We start from the raw sequence: 20,250 nt of genomic DNA, 5'->3' as shown, positions 1-20,250 counted from the left end.
CCCGCGCGCGTGGGGCGCGCGGTCCATCCTGGCATCGCCGCTGGATAGCGCGATGCAGGCCCGATTGAACGGGCTGAAGGATCGCGAGGATTTCCGGCCGGTGGCGCCGGTCGTGATGGAAGAGCGCGCAACCCAGTGGTTCGACGGGCGGGGCGAACCGTCGATCTGCGCGCCATTCATGCTGTTTGTCTACGACGTGCTGCCGCACCGGGCGCAGCAGATTCCGGCGGTTCGGCATATCGATGGCACCGCCCGGGTGCAGACCATCCGCCGCGATCAGAATTCACGCTACTACGACCTGCTGGAGGCGTTCGAGCGCCTGACGGGCGTTCCGGTGCTGGTCAATACCTCGTTCAATACACGGGGCGAACCCGTTGTCTGCTCGCCCCGGGATGCGGTGGAGTGCTTCTGGACTTCGCCGCTGGACGCGCTGGTGATCGGTTCGTACCTGGTCGAGAAGCCCCGATGACAGCCGCCGACGATTCCATTCTGGTGTCCGTGGTGGTGCCGACCTACAAGCGTCCGACGTTGCTTGCCCGCTGCCTGGACGCGCTGGTTCGCCAGTGCTATCCACGTCACGCCTACGAAGTCCTGGTATGCGACGACGCGGCAAGCGCGGCGACGCGGCGGCAGGTCGAGGCGCTTTGCGGCACATGCGGCGGGCGGCCCGCCGTCCGCTATTTGCCGGTGACCGACACCCGGGGCCCGGCGGGCGCCCGCAACCAGGGCTGGCGCAGCGCCAGGGGCGAGATCATTGCCTTCACCGACGACGACACGATTCCCGGCGAGGACTGGCTGCAGCAGGGCGTGGCCGCTTTGCCCCCTTCGGTGGCGGCAGTGGTGGGCGCGACCGACATGCCATTGCCGGATCCGCCCAACGACTACGAGCGCGATGCCTCGGGTTTGACCCGCGCCGAGTTCATCACGGCCAATTGCTTCGTGCGCCGGTCGGCATTGCAGGCCGTCGGTGGCTTCGACGTGCGCTACACCATGGCCTGGCGGGAAGACTCCGACTTGCATTTTGCGCTGCTGGACCGCGGCTTTGCCGTTGAACGTTGCCCCCGGGCACGCGTCCTGCATCCCTTTCGGCCTAATCGCTTCGCCGCCGGCCTGGGCATGCAGAAGAAGGTGATGTTCGATATGTTGTTGAAGAAGAAGTACCCCCTGTTCTACCGCAACCGCATCCGGGCGCATGCACCGCGCTTCTATTTGAGCGTGACGGCGGCCTTCGTGCTGGCCGTGGCGCTGGCCGCCATGGGGTATGCGAATGCGGCGTTGGCGGCGGCCGGCGCGTGGTTGGCATTGACGACGGTGTTCTTTGTCAGGCGCTTGCGCGGCACCCGCAAGTCCGCGCGAAACGTGATCGATCTCGCGATCACTTCGGCGTTCATTCCGCTGCTGTCGATCTACTGGCGAGCGGTGGGGCTGGCGCGTTTCGGGAGGGTCGGCTCGTGGACAGTGTGAAGCCGTTATTCAGTCATTCCGCGCCGCCCGCCAGCATCATTGTGTTCCGGGCGCTGCAATTGGGCGACATGCTGTGCGCCGTTCCGGCGCTGCGCGCATTGCGGCAAGCCTTTCCCGACGCACGCATCACGTTGGTCGGCTTGCCCAATGCCCGGGAATTCGCCGACCGGTTCCACCAGTATGTCGATGACCTGGTCGAATTTCCGGGGATTCCGGCATTCCCGGAACAGGCGCCTCGGCCGCAGGCCATGCCGGGCTTCTACCGCCGTGTGCGGACCCTCCATGCCGACGTTGCCTTGCAGATGCATGGCAGCGGCGCGCAATCCAATGCCATCGTCGGCCAGTTGGGCGCCCGCAGATGGGGCGGGTTCGTTGACGGGGCGGCCACGCCGGTGCCGGGGCAAAGAATGACCTGGCCGGTTGAACTGCCAGAGCCACAGCGTTATCTGGCGCTGCTGCGCTATCTGGGCGTGCCGGCGGAAGACGACACGCTGGAGTTTCCTTGCACCGAACGCGACCAGCGCGACGCGGACCGGCTGCTGCAGGACCATGGGCTGGACCCCGCGCGCCTGGTCCTGCTGCACGCCGGCGCGCGGCTCCCGTCCCGGCGCTGGCCGCTTGAACGCTATGCCGACGTGGCGCAGGCGCTGTCGCGGCTGGGCTGGCAGGTGGCGCTGACCGGAACAACGTCGGAAAAGCCCATGGCCGCTGAACTGCGCCGCTTATCGGGCCTGACCCTGCCCGACCTATGTGGCGCGACCACGCTGGGCAGCCTGGCGGCATTGTTGCGGATGAGCCGGCTGCTGGTCTGCAACGACACCGGCATATCGCATGTGGCGGCGGCAGTCGGCGCGGCCAGTGTCGTTATCGCCAGCGGAAGCGACCCCGTGCGCTGGGCGCCCAAGGACCGTGCCCGGCACACCGTGCTGGCGGCCGACATGCCTTGCCGCCCCTGCGCGTTCGAGACCTGTCCGATCGGGCATCCTTGCGCATTGGCGATCACGGTTCCGCAAGTCTTGACGCTGGCTGACAGCCATTTGGCAAGGGAGGCCCGATGACACCGATTGGCCTGGCGCCGCGCCGCCGCCTGCGCATCCTGACGTGGCACGTTCATGGCAATTACCTGTATGCGCTGGGCCACGTGCCGCATGATTTCGTGGTGCCCAGTCTGCCGGGGGACCGTCCGGGATATGGCGCGTTGGGCACGCGTATTCCGTGGGGGATCAACGTGACGCAGGTGCCGGCCGAGCAATTGCGTTCGATGCAGTTTGATTGCGTGCTTTACCAGTCGCGCCAGAATCTTGAAGACGCCAGGTTGTTGCTAAGCCCGGCCCAACGCGACTTGCCAAGCGCGTATCTGGAACACAACCCGCCCGAGCCGCACCCCACCGACACGGTCCACCCGTTTCGGCATGATCGCGGTCTGCTGGTGCATGTCACGCCATTCAATGCGGTGATGTGGGACTCGGATGGCATGCCGACCCGCATCGTGGAGCACGGTGTGCCGCTACCGACTGCCCGGTACGCGGGCACGCTGGAGCGGGGAATCACCGTCGTGAATCATCTTCATCGGCGCGGACGGCGCATCGGCCGCGATGTGTTTGAACAGGTGCGCGATCAGACGCCGCTGGATCTGATCGGCATGGGGTCCGAGCAGCTGGGCGGGTTGGGCGAAGTGCCCAATATGGAAGTCGCGGATTGCATGGTGCGCTACCGCTATTTCTTCAGCCCGATCCGATATGCCAGCCTGGGACTCTCGCTGGTGGAGGCGATGCTGTGCGGCGTGCCGGTGGTGGGGTTTGCCGCCACGGAACTGCCCGCGGTCATCGTCAATGGCAAAAACGGCTACGTCGATACGCGGCTGAACCGGCTGGTGGACGTGGCGCGCCAATTGCTGGACGAGCCAGAGCTTGCACGCGCCTGGGGCGCGGCAGGGCGCGAGACCGCGTTGGCGCGATTCGGCATTGAGCGCTTCGTTGACGATTGGATAAACGTGTTCGACACGATGTTGGAGGCAGCATGACCGATCAAACATTACGGAATGGCCACGCGCTTGTGGCAGGCGGTGCGGGCTTCTTGGGCGCGAACTTGTGTTCGCGGTTGCTGCAGGACGGTTGGCGGGTAACCTGCGTCGACAACTTCCAGACGGGAAGGGCGTGCAACGTTGCCGCACTCGCGGGACATCCCCGGTTCACGGTCGTGCGCCATGACGTCGCGGACCCCTTGCCCGGCTTTCAGGTCGACCGCATTTACAACCTGGCCTGCCCGGCGTCCCCTGTCCATTACCAGGCGGATCCGCTAAAGACTCTGCGGACGTGCCTGCTGGGCGCGATGCAGCTGCTGGAATTGGCGCGGCGATGCGGCGCGCGTGTGCTTCAGGCATCCACCAGCGAAGTCTACGGCGATCCGCTGGAACATCCCCAGCGCGAGGGCTACTGGGGACACGTCAACCCCGTCGGTCCCCGGTCTTGCTATGACGAGGGGAAACGTTGCGCCGAGACGATTTTCATGGAGTATGCGCGCCATGAGGGCGTGGTCGTGAAGATTGCGCGCATCTTCAACACCTACGGGCCGCACATGTCGCCGGACGACGGCCGCGTGGTATCCAATTTCATCGTGCAGGCGTTGTCGGGCCAACCGTTGACCATCTATGGCAATGGCACGCAGACCCGCTCTTTTTGCTACGTGGATGACCTTATCGACGGGCTTGTGCGGTTGATGGAAAGCCCGGAGGCGGTTGCGTGTCCCGTGAACCTGGGCAATCCGGCCGAACTGACGATGCTGGAAATGGCCGACATGGTGCGGGAGCTGACCGGCGCCCACGTGCCGCTGGTTCACCGCGACCTGCCGGTGGACGACCCGACCCATCGCTGCCCCGATATTTCACTGGCGCGCCGCAGCCTGGGGTGGTGGCCCAGAATCGGTCCCGAAGAGGGCATCGCCCGCACGGTGGCCTATTTCTGCGCCGATCGCGAACAAGCCGGGCGGCACACGGCTTGCTGGACTCCGGCTACCGCCGCGGCGCCGGTCGCGCCGCTGTAGACACGCGGAGGACGCCGCCATGAGCACCCAGCCCCATTCGCATCAAGACACCCCTGCCGAAGCCCCGCACAAACCCGTCCCCGAACGCGAGCGCACGCTGTCCGACCGCCCGGCGGACCCCAATCGAACCGGGGCCGGACGCCAGATTCCCCCCGGCATGGATCCCGAAGACGTGTGGGACCCTGGCCGGGCCACGCCTGGGGCGCCGCCCGTGGACAACCGGTCCTGAGCGGCGTGACGGTGCGCCGGCATGAATGCCACGCCGAGTTCTCCCGGGCACGACGAGGGTGATGTCGATCCCGACCAGCGCCCGAAAACGCTCGGCGCGTGTCGGCGTTGCGGCCTGTGGCGCAACGCCACGCAGGCGGTAGGGGGCGAGGGCAAGCGCCACGCCGCCATCATGCTGGTGGGCGAACAACCGGGCGACAAGGAAGACCTGGCGGGCCACCCATTCGTGGGGCCTGCCGGCGCGCTGTTGGACAAGGCGTTGGCGCAAGCGGGCGTCAGCCGCGACGCGGTTTACATCACCAATGCCGTGAAGCACTTCAAGTGGGAATTGCGCGGCAAACGCCGGATGCATAAATCGCCTGCGCAAGCCGAAATCCACGCGTGCGAGTATTGGCTGGACCGGGAGCTTGATGAGGTCCAGCCACACGTCATCATCGCCCTGGGCGCCACGGCGTTAAGCGCCCTGATGCGGGATCGCAAGCACACGCTGAAGGCTTCGCTGGGCAAGACCCTGGAACGGGGCGCCAGCCGCGTTCTGGCGGCCTATCACCCGTCGTTTGCGTTAAGAAGCCCGAATCGCGAAAGCCGGGAAGCGGCCTTTCAGACCATCGTGGCTGCGCTGAAGCGTGCGCGCGGATTGATCGATAAAGGCTAGCCGCCTATCGGCAAAAAGTGCCCGTGCGGTGGAGATCCTGCCGTGTGTCCGGCATGGGCGCGGCATGCTGGGGACGGCGCGGCGCGCGGTTCGCCGCCGGCGATGCCGGGCATGCGGTTTGCTGGATTGGCCTTACCTATCGCGCTATCCAAAAGGAGCCACGCCATGAAACCGAAAACAGCAAAGCCCAATCCCGCATCCGACGATACTGCGCGGGAAACCCAGGCGAGCCACGGCGACACCCAGAACCGCACGAAGAAGGAAGGCCATGTCGCACAGATCGGAACCGGTCAGGACCAGCAGAGCCAACGGAATCGGGGAGCCGGCGCACGGACCAAGTCCTGATCCCGGCGCCACGGCGCAGGGCAGGGAGACCGGGATGGCCGACGCGTGCGGCGAAACTTCGATCTGGGCGGTTGGCGATGTGCATGGCTGCTGCGCATCGCTGGACGCGTTGCTGTCCCGCCCCGAGATCGCCGACGACCCGACATGCCGGTTATGGTTCGTGGGCGACCTGGTGAACCGGGGGCCGGAGTCCGCTGCGACGCTGCGCCGCGTCATGGCGCTGGGTGATCGTGCCACGGTGGTACTGGGCAATCACGACATGCGGGCCCTGGCCATCGCGGCCGCCTGCATGCGGCCCGGCAAGAACGACACGATGGGCGACCTGATGAACGCGCCTGACGCGGAAGTCCTGGTGGACTGGTTGCGCCACCGCCCCTTGATGCATGCCGAGGCCGGGCACATCCTGGCTCACGCGGGAATCTACCCCCATTGGGATACCGCGACGGCGATGGCGTTGGCGGGCGAAGTCGAAATGTTGTTGAGGGACGACCAGTGGCGACGCCACATCCGCATGTTCAATGGTCCGGCGGTCCTGGCATGGCGCGATCGGCTGCAAGGAGAGCGCCGCGCCAGGTTCATCGTCAGTGCGTTTACCCGCATGCGGCTGTGTACGCGGACGGGCGAACTGGCGCCCACCGCCAAATCAACGCCAGGCAGCTGGCCGCGCGGCACGCTGCCCTGGTTTGACGTGCCAGGCAGGCCTGCCGGTGGCACGCCCATCGTCTTCGGGCATTGGGCGACGTTGGGGCTGCTGGTGCGTTCGGATGTCGCTTGCGTGGACACCGGTTGCGTGACGGGGGGCGTGCTGACAGCCCTGAGATTGGGTGATCGCAAGTTGCTTCAAGTGGGTCGCGAGCCCCTGACGTCGCCCGAGGAGACGCCGGTGGCCGCGCCGATCCGCGGCAATTGGCCCTCGGCCGGGGCGCGTAGCGCCTGGCCGTTTCAGGCCAGTAGCCGATAGGCCAGGGCCAGTGTCAGCAAGACCAGCGCCCCCATCGCCCACAGCATGACCGCCAACGCGATAGCAAGCGGGACTTGCAGCAGTGGAGTCGGCACCGCTTCGCCTGCCCCGGACGCCAGCCTGTGCGGCGGCGGAAGGATGTCGTCATTGGCCGCGACGCGCGGTTCGGCCATCGGACCGACCGCGCTTTGCGGCGTCAAGTGAACAACCATGACGTTGCCGGCCGGAGCCGACGTCAAGGCAGGTTGGGGGGAATGCATGGCCATCACCGTGTGAGGGGGCTGTTCGCGGTCAGGGTGCCTTCTTTACGCCCTGGTCCAGCGTCTTGGCCATTTGAAGGTGCTGTTCAAGCGTTGGCAGCGTTTCCGTGGCGAATTGCTTGACCTCGGGGTCCTTGGCTTCGTTCGCGGCCTGCTGGAACAGCTTTACCGCGTCCTCGTGGGCCGACACGCCGATGCTTTCGGCGTAGGCCTTGTCGAACCCATCGTCGCGCAGGCCAAGCGTCTTCAATTTTGCTTGCTGCACCAGGGAAGGTTCAGTCGGGGCGTCATAGCCCTTTTTCTTGGCCAGGGCGGCCAGTTGCTGGCCCGCCTTGCCGTGGTCATCGACCATCTTCTGCGCGAAGGCCTTGACCTCGGCATTGCGCGATTTCTCAAGCGCAAGTTTGCTTCCTTCCACTTCCATGTGCCCGGCCTGCGCGGCATTTTCCAGAAAGTCGCGATCGTTGCCGTCCAGCTTCGACTCTGCCGCCATTGGCGCGGCGGGGGTGGTGGTCTGGGCCATGGCGATTTGTCCGGCTCCAAGCGCCGCGGCGGCAAGGAGGGCGGCGGTGAGGTAGCGAGGTTTCATGAAGATCTCCTGGGAAAGGCGCCGAGCGCCGTTGAGGTAACAGGTTGGAGCTAGTGCGTCCGGGGTAATGCGTTTTGGCCATGCGTTCGGACATCCAGCAAACCGCGTTCCCGCGCTTCGCCCACGCGGGAATGGGGTTTGCTGGCCTTTTCCCCGACCTACCAAGGGGACGATCATGACCACTCAACGCCACTTTCTGCCGCGCAACCCGGGACGATTACTGGGGGCGGTGATCATCGCGATGGCGTCCGCCATGGCCGGCGCGGCCCAGCCACCCGCCCAGGGCGGAGCGGGCCAGGGCGCGGACGAGCGGACGGGCAAGGCGCCGCCGTCGCCTCCTTCCGGCGCGTCGCCAGGGCCATCCAAGAAAGACCCGACCGCGCCGCCGCCGACGGTGCCCCGATCCGCGCCCGAAAAGGCGCCTGCGCAGCCCACGCCCGGCCAAGGGACCGTGGAGGGATCCAGCGCCAATCCGGCGCCGGACGGCACCATCCCGGGCGGCAGGGCGGGCTCTGGGGGGCATAAGTCCGGGGAGTTCGGAAGATAGGCCTCCGCCTCTCGGTCATGCGGCCCCAAGCGGGCCGCCCTCTACCTGCAAGCCGGCATCAGGAAGACGGGCACCGTTTCCCAAATGACTGCCAGTGCCGATAGCAGACACAACGCCGCCGTGAGCCAGGTGTGGAAGGCCGATGCACGGGTTGCCGGCATGCGTTGCCGTTGGCGCTGGCGCCAGGTGGCTGCCGCCATGCCGGCCAATGCCAACGCGCTGCCGGCGACGATGACCCATGATGACGCGGGAAGCCCCAGCCATTGGCCTGCCCAGGCCGCCCGCGCGCAGGCCACAGCATTCACGGTGTAGATGAACAGGTAATGCACCAGCCAGATCGCGGGGCCGGCGATCAGGAACAGCAGTTCGATCCCGAAATGCGTTTTCATGCTCTAACCCGTCAAGCGCGGAAAGACGTGGACCAGCGCCAGCGCGACCAGGCCCTGCGCCGCGGTGTAGCGCCACATCATCCTCGTGGTGTCGAAAGCCGCGCGCCGAGTGGCGGTGAGCCGGCCGGCCAGCGAGCGCGCCACGGTAAACACCCCCATCACGCCGGCCAGCGCCGCAAAGGCGGCCTGCAGGCCGGCCACCGCGTAGACCGCCGCCGCATAGGCTGACACCTGGGGCCGCAGCCCGGATTGCCAGTGCGCGTGCATTTCCACCGCCGCCGATGCGCCCACCAATACGATGGCCGCCGACAGGCTCGCCCGCAAGAAGGTTTGCCTGGCTTGCGCCAAGCGGCGTCCGGCGCCCTCCACCAACGCAAGCGCGCCCAGCAGCAAGCCGGCGGACAACGCCGGCCAGGCTGCCGAGGGCAGTCCGCCAGGTTGCGGCCATGCATCAGGATGGACGGTCCACAGGAACAGGTAGCCGAACATCATTGACCCGAAAATGCTGGTGCAGACGATGATCAGCAGGACCATGGCCCACGACGCATGGGACGCACTACCCGAGCACATCATGGGGACGCGCAGGCCGCTCCCGATGTACACCGGCGGGTGGTCCGGCCCCGTGTCGGCGTCCCACAGCCAGCGCCACAACGCGGCCAGCGCCAGCACGCCGAACGCGGCGGCAAGCGCAAACAGTTTGAAAGTCAGTAGCAGGAAGAAACCGGCCGTGCCCAGCGCGGCCAGCAGCGGCGACCATGCCGGTCCGGGAAGCACCAGCACGTAATCGGGACGGGCGTCGAGCGCGGTGGTCACCAGCGTCGATCGCAGTCCGCCCGGCGCGTGGGGCAGGAAATGGCCGCCGGCTTCCACTTCTTGCTCCAGGCCGGGCTGCGCCCACAAGGGCTCGCGGCTGGTCACGGCGGGTACGCTGCGCAGGCCGTGGGTTCCACTGGGCAACCATTCCAACGTGCCGGCTCGCCAGATGTTGCCGGCGTTCTGATTGACGTCGGGCCTGAAGTTGCGCGCCACGTCGACGAGAAACACCAGGACCCCGGCGGCAATGAGGTAGGCGCCCACGGTAGACAGCATGTTCAGTGGCCCCAGCCCCTGGCTTTCCGCGTAGGTGTAGACCCGGCGTGGCATGCCAGCCAGGCCGGTGAAGTGCATCGGGAAGAAGGCCACGTTGAAACCGATGAACATCAGCCAGAACGTCCAACGCCCCAGTCGTTCCGACAAGGCCCGCGCGCTGGCGAATGGCATCCAGTAGTAGAACGCCGCGAACAGCGGAAACACCATGCCCCCGAACAGCACGTAGTGCAGGTGGGCCACGATGAAATAGGTGTCGTGCGCCTGGAGGTCGAAAGGAATGACGGCGACCATGACGCCGGTGAGTCCGCCGATGACGAACACGAAGAAAAAGCCCAGGATGAACAGCATGGGGGTTTTCAGCGGCCGCAGCCGCTCTGCCGCGGCGATCGTGGCAATCCAGGCGAATATCTGGATCGCCGTCGGCACCGAAACCGCCATGCTCGCGGCCGACGCAAAACTGAGCGAGAGCCGTGGGATGCCCGTGGCGAACATGTGATGCACCCACAGGCCAAAGCTGAGAAAGCCGGTCGAGACCACCGCCAGCACCACCAGGCGATATCCGACCAGGGGCGTGCCCGTCATGGCCGGAATGATCATCGACACCATGCCGGCCGCCGGCAGGAAAATGATGTAGACCTCGGGATGCCCGAAAAACCAGAAAAGGTGTTGCCACAGTAACGGGTCGCCGCCGCGTTCGGTGATGAAGAACGGCATGTCGAAGGCGCGTTCCAGCTCCAGCAGCGCGGTGGCCACGATGACGGCCGGAAACGCAATGATCACCATGCCGCAGAACACCAGCATCACCCATGCGAACACGGGCATCTTCTCCAGTGTCATGCCCGGTGCGCGCGTGCGCAGGATGCCGACGGCAAGCTCGATCGCGCCGGCGATCGCCGATATCTCGATGAACCCGATGCCCAGCAGCCACAGATCCGCATTCATCGCCGGCGAATAGCGGGTGCTGGTCAGTGGCGGATACATGAACCAGCCGCCGTCGGGCGCCAGGCCCACGAAGATGCTGCAGAAAAAGACCAGGCCGCCGATCGCGTAGGCCCAATAGGCATAGGCCGACAGCCGCGGAAACGGCAAGTCGCGCGCGCCCAGCATATTGGGCAATAGCAGCACGGCTACCGCTTCGACCGCCGGCACGGCAAAGAGAAACATCATGACCGTGCCGTGCATGGTGAACAGCTGGTTGTAGAGCGTATGCCCGATCAGATCACTGTCCGGCATGGCCAGCTGCGTGCGCATCATCAAGGCCAAAATGCCGGCCAGCAAGAAAAAAAGCAACGCGGTGCCGATATAGAGCAGGCCGATGGAGGTGTTGTTGACGACCGTGATGGCGCGGAATCCCGTGGGGCGCCGCCAGGCAAGCTGGAGCTGCTTGAACTCGCCATCGGGGCGCGGGAGCGGATTTGGAAGCGGAGGGGGCGCGGGTGTCTCGGTGGTCACTTCAGGCTTTCCAGATAGCGGGCCACGGCCCGCAGGTCTTCGCCGGGCCATTGGTCAAAGGCCGGCATGGCGTTGCCCGGTTTGATATGTTGCCCGCCGGTGATCCACCCGGCCAGCGCGCCCACGTTATTGGGCAGCACGCCGGCCGCCAGCGATGGACGGCCGCCCAGATGGGTCAGGTCGGGCCCCATCGTTCCCGTGGCGGGCGTTCCCCGCACGGCATGGCACTGCGCGCAGGCTCGTTGGAACAGTTGTTCGCCGTGCCGAAGTTCCGGTCCCGCCAACCGGGCCGGTTGGCGTTGCTGCCGCAGCCATTCGTCAAACTGCGCCGGCGCCAGCACCTGCACGTCGAACCGCATCTGGGCGTGCTGCGCCCCGCAGTACTCGGCGCATTGCCCCCGGAAGACGCCGGGCGCGCTCGCCATGACGCGCAGGCGGTTCACGCGGCCGGGCATCATGTCGAGCTTGCCGGCCAGCTCGGGGATCCAGAAACTGTGGATCACATTGTCGGACCGCAGCAGGAATTCCACCGTCTGTCCGGCGGGCAGGCGCACATCGTTCGCGGTTTCGAAAAGCAGCGTGCCGGAACGGTCCAGGTAGCGGACGCGCCACCACCATAGTTCTCCGGTGACTTCAATGCGCACCGCGGCCGTTCCGCTGCTGCGCGCGGCCAGTGGGCCGGGGCCCAGCACCCAGAGCAAAAGCGCCGTCAGCGCCAGGACGGGAAACGCGACGCCGGCCGCCACGATCAGCGCGGGATTGGCCAACGCCCGGCGCACGCGCTCCGGCCCGTGCATGGCCAGCGCCATGACCAGGGCCACCATCAGGAAGATGCTGGCGCCGCCGATGAAAAGCACCGTGCTGATCTGATCGATGCGGCCAATGTCGTCCCCGTCCGCCGGCGCGCCGTGCCGGGGTTGCGCCCAGGCTGCGGCGGACATCGTGGCGGCAAGCACCAGGGGGAGGAGAGACGGCATGTACGTTTCTGCGGGAATTCCGGCGTAGGGCAGGCCGGGGATTGGACTGCGGCCGCCGCGCGTCAGCATGTGGCGTGCCCACGTTCCCACGCGCCCGGGGGTGGAACGAAAATTGCGGGTCGCGGGGGCATTCACGGAGGACCCTTTGCGCCGGATCGACCGACCCATCCGCCTGTTGCTGGTTTTCGCTGCGTCGGTCATGACGGGGGCGTGCGGAGAGAGTCGTCCGCCGCTTTCGCCTCCCGCCCTGGCGGCCGGGAAGGGCCTGGATGCAGACCCGGCGCGGGGGCGTCGGCTGATCGCCGAGCGCGGATGCATTGCCTGCCACACCGTCACGGGGGTGAAGGGGCCAGCGTCCAACGTGGGGCCGCCGCTGCACGAGCTGTGGCGGCAAGCCTATCTGGCAGGCGTCTTGCCCAACACCTCGGACGATCTTGTGCGCTGGCTGCTGGACCCGCCCGCCATCAATCCCCGCACCGCCATGCCCGCAACGGGCTTGCAGAAGGCCGACGCCGAGGATATTGCCGCCTTTCTGTTGTCGCCTGACGGCGCACGCGGGAGGGCGCCATGATGAGCGCGACGCGCATCGCGGTGTTGGCCGTTGCGGCCGCGGGCGCTTTCGCCGGACTGGCGGGCGGCGCGGTGGTCTACTTCGGCTGGTATGACGTCAGCGCAACGTCCCCCCACACGATGGTGGTGCATCATCTGATGGATACCGCGATGGCACGCTCGGTGAAAGCGCGCGCGGCCGATGTGCAAGCGCCCGATCTGAACGGCGAGGCGCGTATCCAGAATGGGGCCCGCCTATACCGCACGCACTGCGTGCAATGCCACGGCGCCCCGGGGATTGCGCCGCAACCCTACGCGCTGGGTTTGAATCCGGCGCCGGCCGCGCTGGTCGCGACCGCCCGGACGCGCCCGGCCGCCGAGATATTCTGGATTACCCAGCAGGGGATCAAGATGACCGGCATGCCCGCCTGGCAGTATCGCCTGACGGACGACCAGATCTGGGATGTGGTGGCCTTCCTGCGCGTGCTTCCCTTGCTGTCCCCGGCGGACTACCGGGATCGCGATGACGGCCTGCCGCCTGCCGAACCGACGCCCGTGGCGCCCGGGTCGCTGCGAACCGGAGACGCCGCGGCAGGCAAAAAGGCCCTGCAACAATATCTGTGCGTGACGTGCCATGCCATCCCCGGCGTGACCGGCGCCTGGAACCATGTCGGGCCATCTTTGGCCGGCATGGCCGACCGTCCGTATATCGCTGGCGTGATGGTCAATACGCCGGAGAACCTGCAACGGTGGCTGCGCGAGCCTGGCGCCGTCAAAGCGGGGACGGCCATGCCGGACGTCGGGGTGTCCGAGCAGGACGCGCGCGACATCGCGCAGTTTCTGAACACCCTGTCCGAGGATCACCGCTGAAGGCGGCGCGGCAGGGCCCTTTTCCGGGGACGCCCCTTGGGCCACCGCCTCGGCGTCATTCGAAGTCGCCCGCCCCCAGTTGGATGGCCCCGTCCGCCGGGACCCATTGGGCGCGGTGCACCGCCTCCTGGATCGCCTGCGCGCCGCTTTCGAACGCCCGCAGCAGTTCCGCGCCCGTATCGTTCGCTGCGCCGAAGCGGCGGCGCAGCACGTCGCCCGAGATTTCGAATTGACGGGTCACGCCGGCGGTCTCCAACTGGAAGACCACGGCATCGCCGCGTGCCTGCGCTTCCGTGGCTTTCGTGAATTTCATGACTATTCCTCCTTGTCAGCGGCCTGGCCGGAGCATCCTTCCCCAGCCTTTTCGTGCCTTGCGCAGCAAGCCATGTGCCGCACCCGTTTTCCTTGCCCTTTGCGCCGCAAGGTAAAAACGGCAGGGCAGGTATTTTTTACTCCCGGCCGCATCGGATCCCGTCTGGCGCCGGGCAGGCGCAATGCCCGCGGGGGCGTCGGTGCGGGAGGGGCGAATGGGGAACGCGGCATGCTGCATCGGCGGTTCGCCGTGCTCGCGGGAAAGCCAGTGGGGCGAATCCAATCAATGAACCAGGAGAAAGCGATGACGCGTCTATCTGAAATCATGACTCCTGAACCGGCGTATGTCGTTCAGGGAGAATCCGTCCGGCGTGCCGCCGAGCTGATGGCCGACCTTGACGTCGGGGAATTGCCCATCTGTGATGGACGGCGGCTGGTGGGGGTCGTTACCGACCGCGACATCACGGTGCGTTGTACCGCGCGGGGCGCCGCGCCGGACGCCGCAAGGGTGGATGATGCGATGTCCGAGCGGCCGGTCTGGTGCTACGAGGACGACACGGTGGAGACAGCCAAGTCGATCATGGAGACCGAAATGATCAGGCGCGTCCTGGTCCTGGACCGGAACAAGCAGCTTGTCGGGGTGGTCTCGCTGGGAGATATCGCGGCCAAGGCCGGGGCGGCGGGCGGGACGCTTGCCAATGTCTCCGAGCCTGCCCAGCCCGCTCGCTAAAGACCCACATCCATTTCCAAAAAAACGCCCCGCTTCCTAGAACGGGGCAAATCCACGGATAGAGCATAGGCGCCGCAGCGGCGGAGGGGGGGGACAGCCATGCTGGATCGGGCACGACGGTTTGCCGCTGCGGCACCCTGATCTCCGCACGTTCCGTGCCTGCCCCCGATTCTTATTTCGGCCTGGGGGCACGTAGGTGGCGGTCCGGAGTTGCCCGTTCGCCTTGGCGCAATCCGGGCAGGCATGCGGCCATGGCCCGCGCGACATTGCGCACTTCCTGCTGCACCGCCTCGTCGCGGTCGAGTTCGTCGTGGCTGGTGGCGTAGGGCTGGTAGTACCCAATGTATCGGTCCAGCTGGGACGTCGTGCTGGCGTCCACCAGCCCCATCCAGTCCAGCCAGTCGGCCAGCGCGCGCCGCTGCGCTTCGATGCCGGCGACGTCGCCGTGCACCACCAGGCCATAGGCGCGGCCTGCCAGGTGTTTGGGATAGGGCCATCCCGCCAGTTCGACCTGCTTGGCCTTCAGCGGGTCCTTCCCGCCGGTCAGCGTGGGGTCGGGGTTGCCGCCGTCGGCGCATACCAGCCGGTCGATCATCAGCTTCAAGGGGCTGGGCGACTGATACCAGTAGGTAGGGGCCACCAGGATCACCCCATGGGCCGACACCCATTGCTCATAGATTCCGTTCATGGCGTCGTTGACCTGCCCCAGCGCATGGTTGGGATAGCAACTGCACGGCCAATGGCACAGCGGCATCGCCGTTGAAACGCAGCCCTTGCACGGATGGATCTGATATTGGTATTCGGAAACCAGCCGACTCAAATCCAGTTCATCCGTCTGCACGGCGGCGGCCCGCAGTTCGTTCAGGACGATGCGCGCCAGCCGCCAGCTCTTGGAGATTTCGCCCGGACAGGTGCCGTCGTTGCGCGACGCTCCGATAATTACCAGCACGCGCGAGGGTGTATCCGCATCCTGCTGGACTTTCGCGGCGCGCTCGAGCGCGTCGCGCGTTTGCTTCCATTGCACCGAGAGGTCATAACCCGGGTCGGCGTAGCCCGGCCCGGCCTTGACGGTGACCGGCGCCTTGCGGCCTTCCTGGTATGCCTCCCAGGCGATCGCTTCAAGCCGTTCCAACGCAGGCTGCTCGCCCTCGAAGGCGGGATCGTAAAAGCGCTGCATGAAGCGCGCCCGGAATGTCTCACGGGTGAGCGGGCCGGCATATTGCCCTTTGCGGACCATCGGCACGGGGTCGGTCATCTGGCGTCTCCAATCAGCGCGCCCGCCATTCAGCAAGCCGCATGCCCCGCCTCTGGGTATGTTCCTTGCTGCCTCGTTCATCGCGTCGCTATCCTTCGGCGCGAAACCGGGAGTCACCAATGAAACTGAGCCTGAAACCACTACGCGACCAAGTCATCGTCATCACCGGCGCCGGCAGCGGTATTGGCGCCGCCACGGCAAGGATGGCGGGCGAGCGCGGCGCCAAAGTCGTCCTGGCCGGGCGCCAGGAAGAAGCCCTGGCCCGCATCGTCGAGGAGGTCATTCGCGGGGGCGGCGCGGCCGTCAGCGTGGTGGCGGACGTGGGGATAGAAGCCGACCATCAGCGGATACTGGACCACGCGATACAAAGCTATGGCCGCGTTGACACATGGGTCAACAATGCGGGGGTCTCGATATACGGCAGCCTGGAACAGGTGCCGATCGAAGACCAGCGAAAGCTGTTCGACACGGACTATTGGGGCGTGGTTTACGGATCGCTGACCGCCGTGCGCCACATGAAGCAATCGGGCGGCGCCTTGATCAACGTGGGCAGCGAAGTGTCGGATCGCGCCATACCCTTGCAAGGCACGTATTCGGCGGCCAAGCACGCCGTGAAGGGCTTCACCGACGCGCTCCGGATGGAGTTGAGGGAAGAGAAAGCGCCGATATCGGTCACGCTGATCAAGCCTGCGTCGGTGGCCACCGGCTTCACCGTCCATGCGCGCAATTACATGGACGTCGAACCCGATCTGCCGCCTCCCGTCTATGCCGCTGAAACGGTCGCGGATGCCATTCTGCACGCCGCCCAACACCCCACCCGAGACCTCTTCGTGGGGTCCGCCTCACGCGCCATTGCAACGCTTGGCCAGAACGTTCCGTCGCTGGCCGATCGGATGTCGGGCTGGCTATACCGGCACCAGCGGGGTGAGGCGCCCGCCGCAGGGGGATCGGACTCGCTCTACACGGCCGGTGGGGAACATTCCGCCGTGCAGCGCCGGGGACGCAGGCATAGCGTCTATACGCAGATGGTGACACACCCGCGGTCGTCGTTGGCCACGACCGCCATATTGAGCGGAGCCGTGCTGTGGGCGCTAAGCCGGCGCGGGCGGTGACGCTGCGGCCTCGATCACGGCGATGGGGGCCGCAGCCAGGCCGAGCATCCGCCAGGCGCCGTGGCGCCGCTGACATACAGCGCGCCCGCGCCATACAGGGCGCGTAGCGACACGGACGAGGCGTCCGCCAGCACCCAGACGCCGCCCGTTGCATCGGACCACATGATGCGCGCCGGCGTAAGGTCCAAAGCCTTCAGCAGACCGGCCGAGCTGGCGCCGGGGCGCAACACGACCACCGAGGTATCCTGCGCGGGAGCGGAAACCGGGTAAAGGTTCAGCAGTGCCCCCGTGGCAACCGCCAACGCCAGCACGACCGAAAGCAAGGGGCCGTGGCCACCCGCGCCGCTGTCGGCAGGCGGCCCGCGCCGACCCAAGATCCAGCCTGCCATCAGGGGCAATAGGCCAAACAACGCCAGCCAAGCCAGCTCCCATGGCAAGGGGTCGGGCACGTCCATGCGCAGCCGGTGGATGCCCGTGAGCCAGTGCGACAGCACGGCGTCGACCACGTGCCATATGCCAAAACCCAGCAGGAAGTGCGCCAGCAAGGTTCTTCGTGAAGGCTGCGACGCGCCGCGCGAGCGGTACAAGCTCCATAACCCTGCGCCGGCCACCACATACATCAGCGCATGGAAAACGCCATCGGCCACGACTTGCACACGCAGGTCGGCAAGCGTCGCGGCGCTCAGGCCGGAAAGAAGGTGATGCCATTGCAAAATCTGATGCAGCAAAATGCCGTCAAAGAAGCCGCCCATGCCGAACCCCAACAGGTAGCCCGCCCACGGACGGCGGCGGGGCAAGGCGACGGCAGCACGGGCGTGCAGGGCATCGGTCATTTCGGGCTCGGGCCAGCACGTTTTGGCAATACGGAAGGCGTGTCATCCGCGGGCTTGAAGACGTCTCCTTCAGTGTCGCGTTCAGGCGCCGGATTGCCATCCAATGGTTTGGCGCCTTCGCTGCGCGGGCTTTTCGCTTCGCGCGAATTAGCGTCTTTCAGTCCTTCCTGAACCCGGTTCGCAATGTCCACCTGGTCTTCGCTGGACGGCTCGATGGTCTCGCTGCCGGTGGGGGGGGAGTGGGGGGATGGAGGGGTGGCGTTCATGTCCTGCTCCGGTGGTTCGGGGGTAACGATCGATACCGTCTCGTTCGGGTATTCGGCGCGGGCGGCTTCAACCGCGGCCTGGCTGCTGGGATACGCGCGGGGATCCTGCACGACGCCCAGCATCGCAAGCCGCCGAAAGCTCCACATGCCGTCGGCGCGCTGAAACGCTTCAACGATCATTTTGTTGGCCGCCGGTCAGACGGCGCAGGCCGCGTGTCATTCGAGCCGGGCAGCGTGCCGCTTCGGGCCTCGGCTTCTTCCTGGGCCTCGGCCCGGTCAAAGCCTGCCCCTTCGTGGCTTTTCGCCGCCGGCGGATGGTCGATGTCGGGAACCCGTTCGGCCTCCCCGGGGCGAGACGACGGCCGCAAGGCGCCCGCGTTCACATCCGGCTGATCAGGGATGGACTTGCGCGATTGATCGGTTGGTGGCTGGGGCATGGGGATCTCCTGGCGTGCTTTGCGGTACGGGACACCGAGCAATTCGCGTTCCCGTGGCGTCACGGGAACCCGCGCCGCCACGGTGCCGTCGCTGGCACGGTGCTTGCTGCGCGGCGGTCCCACCCGCTACCCAGGAGCGATCAAAAGTGACCTCAATCCGTGAACCTCGGTATGGCCTGTGCGTGCACCCGGTACAGGCAGTATTTCTGGCAGGGATGCTTCCCTTGTTCATCGGCGCAGCCGTTGCCGACGCCGCCTATGCGAAGTCGTTCGACATTCAGTGGAATAACTTTGCCTCGTGGCTGCTGGTGGGCGGCCTGCTGTTTGGCGGCATCGCGCTGGTCTTCGCCATCATCGACCTTTTCCGAGCGAGTCAGCGAACGCGCCGGACCCTCCCGTATGTCCTGGCGTTGCTGGCGGCGTGGATCGCAGGCATTTTCAATGCGCTGATCCATGCGCGCGACGCGTGGGCAAGCATGCCTGCTGGCCTGGTCCTGTCGATCATCGTCGTGGTGCTTTCGTTCGCCGCAATATGGCTTGGTTTTCGCACCCCGCACATCAGAGGTGCCGTATGAAACACATCCGATTGATCGCCGCCGTGTCGCTGACCGCCGTGACGGGCGTAAGCGCCGGCCAAACCGGGCCATCGCAGGTCGGCCCCTCGCCCGATCTGCCCACGCCCAAAACGGGACTGCTTCCCGAGATGGTGATCGCAAAGCCGGCCGAGTGGGGCGACAAGGCCCCGACAGTGCCGGACGGATACACGATTACCGCCATTGCCACGGGCCTGAAGATCCCCCGGCAGACGCTGGTATTGCCCAATGGCGACATCCTCGTTGCGGAAGGCAAGGGCGGCAATGCTCCCCCGCTGAAACCCAAGGACGTGATTGCGGGCATGATCAAGGCCAAAGGTACCAGCCCGGTAAAGGGCGGCAACCGTCTGACGCTGCTGCGCGATGCCGAGGGCGACGGCACCTACGAGGCATCGACGTTCGCCGAGAACCTCAATGCGCCGTATGGCCTGGCATTGGTGGGCGATGATCTTTATGTGGCCAACCAGGACGCCGTGGTGCGATTCGACTATCAGCCGGGGCAGACCAAGGCGGGCGGCCCGCCTGAAACCGTGGCGCCGCTGCCATCGGAAGTCAACCACCACTGGACCAAGGCCATGACCGCCAGCGCCGATGGCCAGTATCTGTATGTGGGTATCGGTTCCAACAGCAACATCACGGAACGCGGCATGGCGGTGGAAGCCGACCGTGCCCGCATCTGGCGCATCAACGCCCGCACCGGCGAATCCAGGGCGTACGCCACGGGGCTGCGCAATCCCACCGCCCTGACTATCCAACCCGATACCGGCCAATTGTGGGCGGTGGTGAACGAACGCGATGAGCTTGGCCCTGACCTGGTTCCCGACTACCTGACGGCCGTCCAGGAAGGCGCGTTCTATGGCTGGCCGTACAGCTATTGGGGCCAAAACATCGATGACCGGGTCCGGCCGCAAGACCCCAAGAAAGTCGCCGCTGCGATCAAGCCCGATTACAGCCTGGGGGCGCACGTGGCGGCGTTGGGCGTGGATTTTTCGACTGAGACGATGGGGGGAGCGTTTGCCAACGGGGTCTTTGTTGGCGAACACGGCAGTTGGAACCGCAGCGATCCCGTCGGCTACAAGGTGGTCTTCGTTCCATTCCGAGACGGCCGGCCGTCGGGTCCGCCCGTCGATTTCGTGGGTGGGTTCCGCGATAGCGATGGCACGACGCGGGGCCGCCCGGTAGGCGTGACGGTCGACCCCAAGGGCGCCCTGATCGTTGCCGACGACCTATCGAACACGATTTGGCGCATCACGCCGACGCGGCCGGCGCAGTCAAAACAGCCGGTTGCGGCGGCG

At 66.3% G+C, this 20,250-nt stretch carries 26 protein-coding genes; 16 read left to right on the top strand and 10 right to left on the bottom strand.

From position 1 onward, the window contains the following. From ACE039_RS08730 to ACE039_RS08690, 9 genes are all read left to right on the top strand, one after another. The coding region (locus tag ACE039_RS08730) for a carbamoyltransferase C-terminal domain-containing protein (protein ID WP_485822134.1) at positions 1-469 on the top strand (469 nt) is incomplete at its 5' end. Then, a complete protein-coding gene (locus tag ACE039_RS08725; RefSeq protein ID WP_448712742.1) occupies positions 466-1,464 on the top strand; it encodes a glycosyltransferase family 2 protein in 999 nt (332 codons plus the stop codon). The genes ACE039_RS08730 and ACE039_RS08725, both read left to right, overlap by 4 nt. After that, the gene (locus tag ACE039_RS08720) at positions 1,461-2,522 is read left to right on the top strand and encodes a glycosyltransferase family 9 protein (protein WP_485822133.1); all 1,062 of its coding nucleotides are present in this window, start codon (positions 1,461-1,463) and stop codon (positions 2,520-2,522) included. The genes ACE039_RS08725 and ACE039_RS08720 overlap by 4 nt, the downstream gene beginning before the upstream one ends. Then, positions 2,519-3,487: a glycosyltransferase gene (locus ACE039_RS08715; RefSeq protein WP_448712738.1), complete on the top strand. Its 969-nt coding sequence runs from the start codon at positions 2,519-2,521 to the stop codon at positions 3,485-3,487. The genes ACE039_RS08720 and ACE039_RS08715 overlap by 4 nt, the downstream gene beginning before the upstream one ends. After that, positions 3,484-4,506 (top strand): UDP-glucuronic acid decarboxylase family protein, encoded by a 1,023-nt coding sequence (locus ACE039_RS08710; protein ID WP_485822132.1) that lies wholly within the window; start codon positions 3,484-3,486, stop codon positions 4,504-4,506. Before ACE039_RS08715 ends, ACE039_RS08710 begins: the two co-directional genes overlap by 4 nt. A 19-nt stretch (positions 4,507-4,525) precedes the next feature. Beyond that, positions 4,526-4,735, top strand: a complete 210-nt coding sequence (locus ACE039_RS08705; RefSeq protein ID WP_310030500.1) for a hypothetical protein — start codon at positions 4,526-4,528, stop codon at positions 4,733-4,735. A 21-nt stretch (positions 4,736-4,756) separates the two neighbouring features. Then, the gene (locus ACE039_RS08700) at positions 4,757-5,389 is read left to right on the top strand and encodes a UdgX family uracil-DNA binding protein (protein WP_448712734.1); all 633 of its coding nucleotides are present in this window, start codon (positions 4,757-4,759) and stop codon (positions 5,387-5,389) included. 165 nt (positions 5,390-5,554) lie between these two features. Beyond that, entirely contained in the window at positions 5,555-5,734 is a 180-nt protein-coding gene (locus ACE039_RS08695) for a hypothetical protein (protein ID WP_448712732.1), read from the top strand. A gap of 34 nt (positions 5,735-5,768) precedes the next feature. Beyond that, the gene (locus ACE039_RS08690) at positions 5,769-6,695 is read left to right on the top strand and encodes a symmetrical bis(5'-nucleosyl)-tetraphosphatase (protein WP_448712730.1); all 927 of its coding nucleotides are present in this window, start codon (positions 5,769-5,771) and stop codon (positions 6,693-6,695) included. Here ACE039_RS08690 and ACE039_RS08685 read toward each other — a convergent pair. Together ACE039_RS08685 and ACE039_RS08680 are read right to left on the bottom strand one after the other, a co-directional pair. Further along, positions 6,677-6,955 (bottom strand): hypothetical protein, encoded by a 279-nt coding sequence (locus ACE039_RS08685; RefSeq protein WP_448712728.1) that lies wholly within the window; start codon positions 6,953-6,955, stop codon positions 6,677-6,679. The two genes, ACE039_RS08690 and ACE039_RS08685, sit on opposite strands and share 19 nt — an antisense overlap. 31 nt (positions 6,956-6,986) lie before the next feature. Beyond that, positions 6,987-7,544 (bottom strand): DUF4142 domain-containing protein, encoded by a 558-nt coding sequence (locus ACE039_RS08680; RefSeq protein ID WP_105557860.1) that lies wholly within the window; start codon positions 7,542-7,544, stop codon positions 6,987-6,989. A 175-nt stretch (positions 7,545-7,719) separates the two neighbouring features. Here ACE039_RS08680 and ACE039_RS08675 point away from each other — a divergent pair, with 175 nt between their 5' ends. Further along, positions 7,720-8,091 (top strand): hypothetical protein, encoded by a 372-nt coding sequence (locus ACE039_RS08675; RefSeq protein WP_485811345.1) that lies wholly within the window; start codon positions 7,720-7,722, stop codon positions 8,089-8,091. A 41-nt stretch (positions 8,092-8,132) separates the two neighbouring features. Here ACE039_RS08675 and ACE039_RS08670 read toward each other — a convergent pair whose 3' ends face one another. From ACE039_RS08670 to ACE039_RS08660, 3 genes are read right to left on the bottom strand one after another with little or no spacing between them, the layout of a single operon-like run. Further along, positions 8,133-8,480: a hypothetical protein gene (locus tag ACE039_RS08670; RefSeq protein WP_313464090.1), complete on the bottom strand. Its 348-nt coding sequence runs from the start codon at positions 8,478-8,480 to the stop codon at positions 8,133-8,135. Between the two features lie 3 nt (positions 8,481-8,483). After that, positions 8,484-11,072 (bottom strand): cbb3-type cytochrome c oxidase subunit I, encoded by a 2,589-nt coding sequence (locus tag ACE039_RS08665; protein ID WP_485822131.1) that lies wholly within the window; start codon positions 11,070-11,072, stop codon positions 8,484-8,486. After that, a complete protein-coding gene (locus tag ACE039_RS08660) occupies positions 11,018-11,998 on the bottom strand; it encodes a cytochrome c oxidase subunit II (protein ID WP_485822130.1) in 981 nt (326 codons plus the stop codon). The genes ACE039_RS08665 and ACE039_RS08660 overlap by 55 nt, the downstream gene beginning before the upstream one ends. A gap of 145 nt (positions 11,999-12,143) precedes the next feature. On the opposite strand from ACE039_RS08660, the gene ACE039_RS08655 reads away from it, so the two are divergent. Both ACE039_RS08655 and ACE039_RS08650 read left to right on the top strand, forming a co-directional pair. After that, on the top strand, positions 12,144-12,569 hold the full coding sequence (locus tag ACE039_RS08655) for a c-type cytochrome (RefSeq protein ID WP_485822129.1): 426 nt from the start codon (positions 12,144-12,146) through the stop codon (positions 12,567-12,569). Next, positions 12,566-13,417: a c-type cytochrome gene (locus ACE039_RS08650; protein ID WP_485822128.1), complete on the top strand. Its 852-nt coding sequence runs from the start codon at positions 12,566-12,568 to the stop codon at positions 13,415-13,417. Before ACE039_RS08655 ends, ACE039_RS08650 begins: the two co-directional genes overlap by 4 nt. A gap of 55 nt (positions 13,418-13,472) precedes the next feature. Here the strand turns inward: ACE039_RS08650 and ACE039_RS08645 are convergent, their stop codons facing one another. Further along, the gene (locus ACE039_RS08645; protein ID WP_448709921.1) at positions 13,473-13,730 is read right to left on the bottom strand and encodes a DUF1488 family protein; all 258 of its coding nucleotides are present in this window, start codon (positions 13,728-13,730) and stop codon (positions 13,473-13,475) included. A gap of 303 nt (positions 13,731-14,033) precedes the next feature. On the opposite strand from ACE039_RS08645, the gene ACE039_RS08640 reads away from it, so the two are divergent. After that, complete coding sequence (locus ACE039_RS08640) at positions 14,034-14,459, top strand: CBS domain-containing protein (RefSeq protein WP_485822127.1); 426 nt, start codon at positions 14,034-14,036, stop codon at positions 14,457-14,459. Between the two features lie 172 nt (positions 14,460-14,631). On the opposite strand, the gene ACE039_RS08635 is transcribed toward ACE039_RS08640, so the two are convergent. Then, positions 14,632-15,714, bottom strand: a complete 1,083-nt coding sequence (locus ACE039_RS08635; RefSeq protein WP_485822126.1) for a flavodoxin family protein — start codon at positions 15,712-15,714, stop codon at positions 14,632-14,634. 119 nt (positions 15,715-15,833) lie between these two features. Between ACE039_RS08635 and ACE039_RS08630 the strand changes: the two genes are divergently transcribed. Continuing rightward, entirely contained in the window at positions 15,834-16,826 is a 993-nt protein-coding gene (locus ACE039_RS08630; RefSeq protein WP_313464171.1) for an SDR family oxidoreductase, read from the top strand. A 14-nt stretch (positions 16,827-16,840) separates the two neighbouring features. Here the strand turns inward: ACE039_RS08630 and ACE039_RS08625 are convergent, their stop codons facing one another. The 3 genes from ACE039_RS08625 to ACE039_RS08615 are packed head-to-tail and all read right to left on the bottom strand — an operon-like array spanning position 16,841 to position 18,362. Next, a complete protein-coding gene (locus ACE039_RS08625; RefSeq protein ID WP_448709924.1) occupies positions 16,841-17,659 on the bottom strand; it encodes a DUF2243 domain-containing protein in 819 nt (272 codons plus the stop codon). Next, positions 17,656-18,105, bottom strand: a complete 450-nt coding sequence (locus ACE039_RS08620) for a hypothetical protein (RefSeq protein WP_485811347.1) — start codon at positions 18,103-18,105, stop codon at positions 17,656-17,658. The genes ACE039_RS08625 and ACE039_RS08620 overlap by 4 nt, the downstream gene beginning before the upstream one ends. Beyond that, on the bottom strand, positions 18,102-18,362 hold the full coding sequence (locus tag ACE039_RS08615) for a hypothetical protein (RefSeq protein ID WP_448712671.1): 261 nt from the start codon (positions 18,360-18,362) through the stop codon (positions 18,102-18,104). The genes ACE039_RS08620 and ACE039_RS08615 overlap by 4 nt, the downstream gene beginning before the upstream one ends. 146 nt (positions 18,363-18,508) lie before the next feature. Here ACE039_RS08615 and ACE039_RS08610 point away from each other — a divergent pair, with 146 nt between their 5' ends. Together ACE039_RS08610 and ACE039_RS08605 are read left to right on the top strand one after the other, a co-directional pair. Beyond that, positions 18,509-18,937 carry a DUF2231 domain-containing protein gene (locus tag ACE039_RS08610; RefSeq protein ID WP_485822125.1) on the top strand — a complete coding sequence of 143 codons (429 nt, stop codon included), beginning with the start codon at positions 18,509-18,511 and terminating at the stop codon, positions 18,935-18,937. Next, on the top strand, positions 18,934-20,250 hold a 1,317-nt coding region (locus ACE039_RS08605; RefSeq protein WP_485822124.1), incomplete at its 3' end, for a PQQ-dependent sugar dehydrogenase. The genes ACE039_RS08610 and ACE039_RS08605, both read left to right, overlap by 4 nt.

Source organism: Achromobacter maghribensis (genome assembly GCF_057334215.1).
The sequence above is the reverse complement of the archived record's forward strand: the minus strand, read 5'-3'. Positions and strand labels throughout refer to the sequence as shown.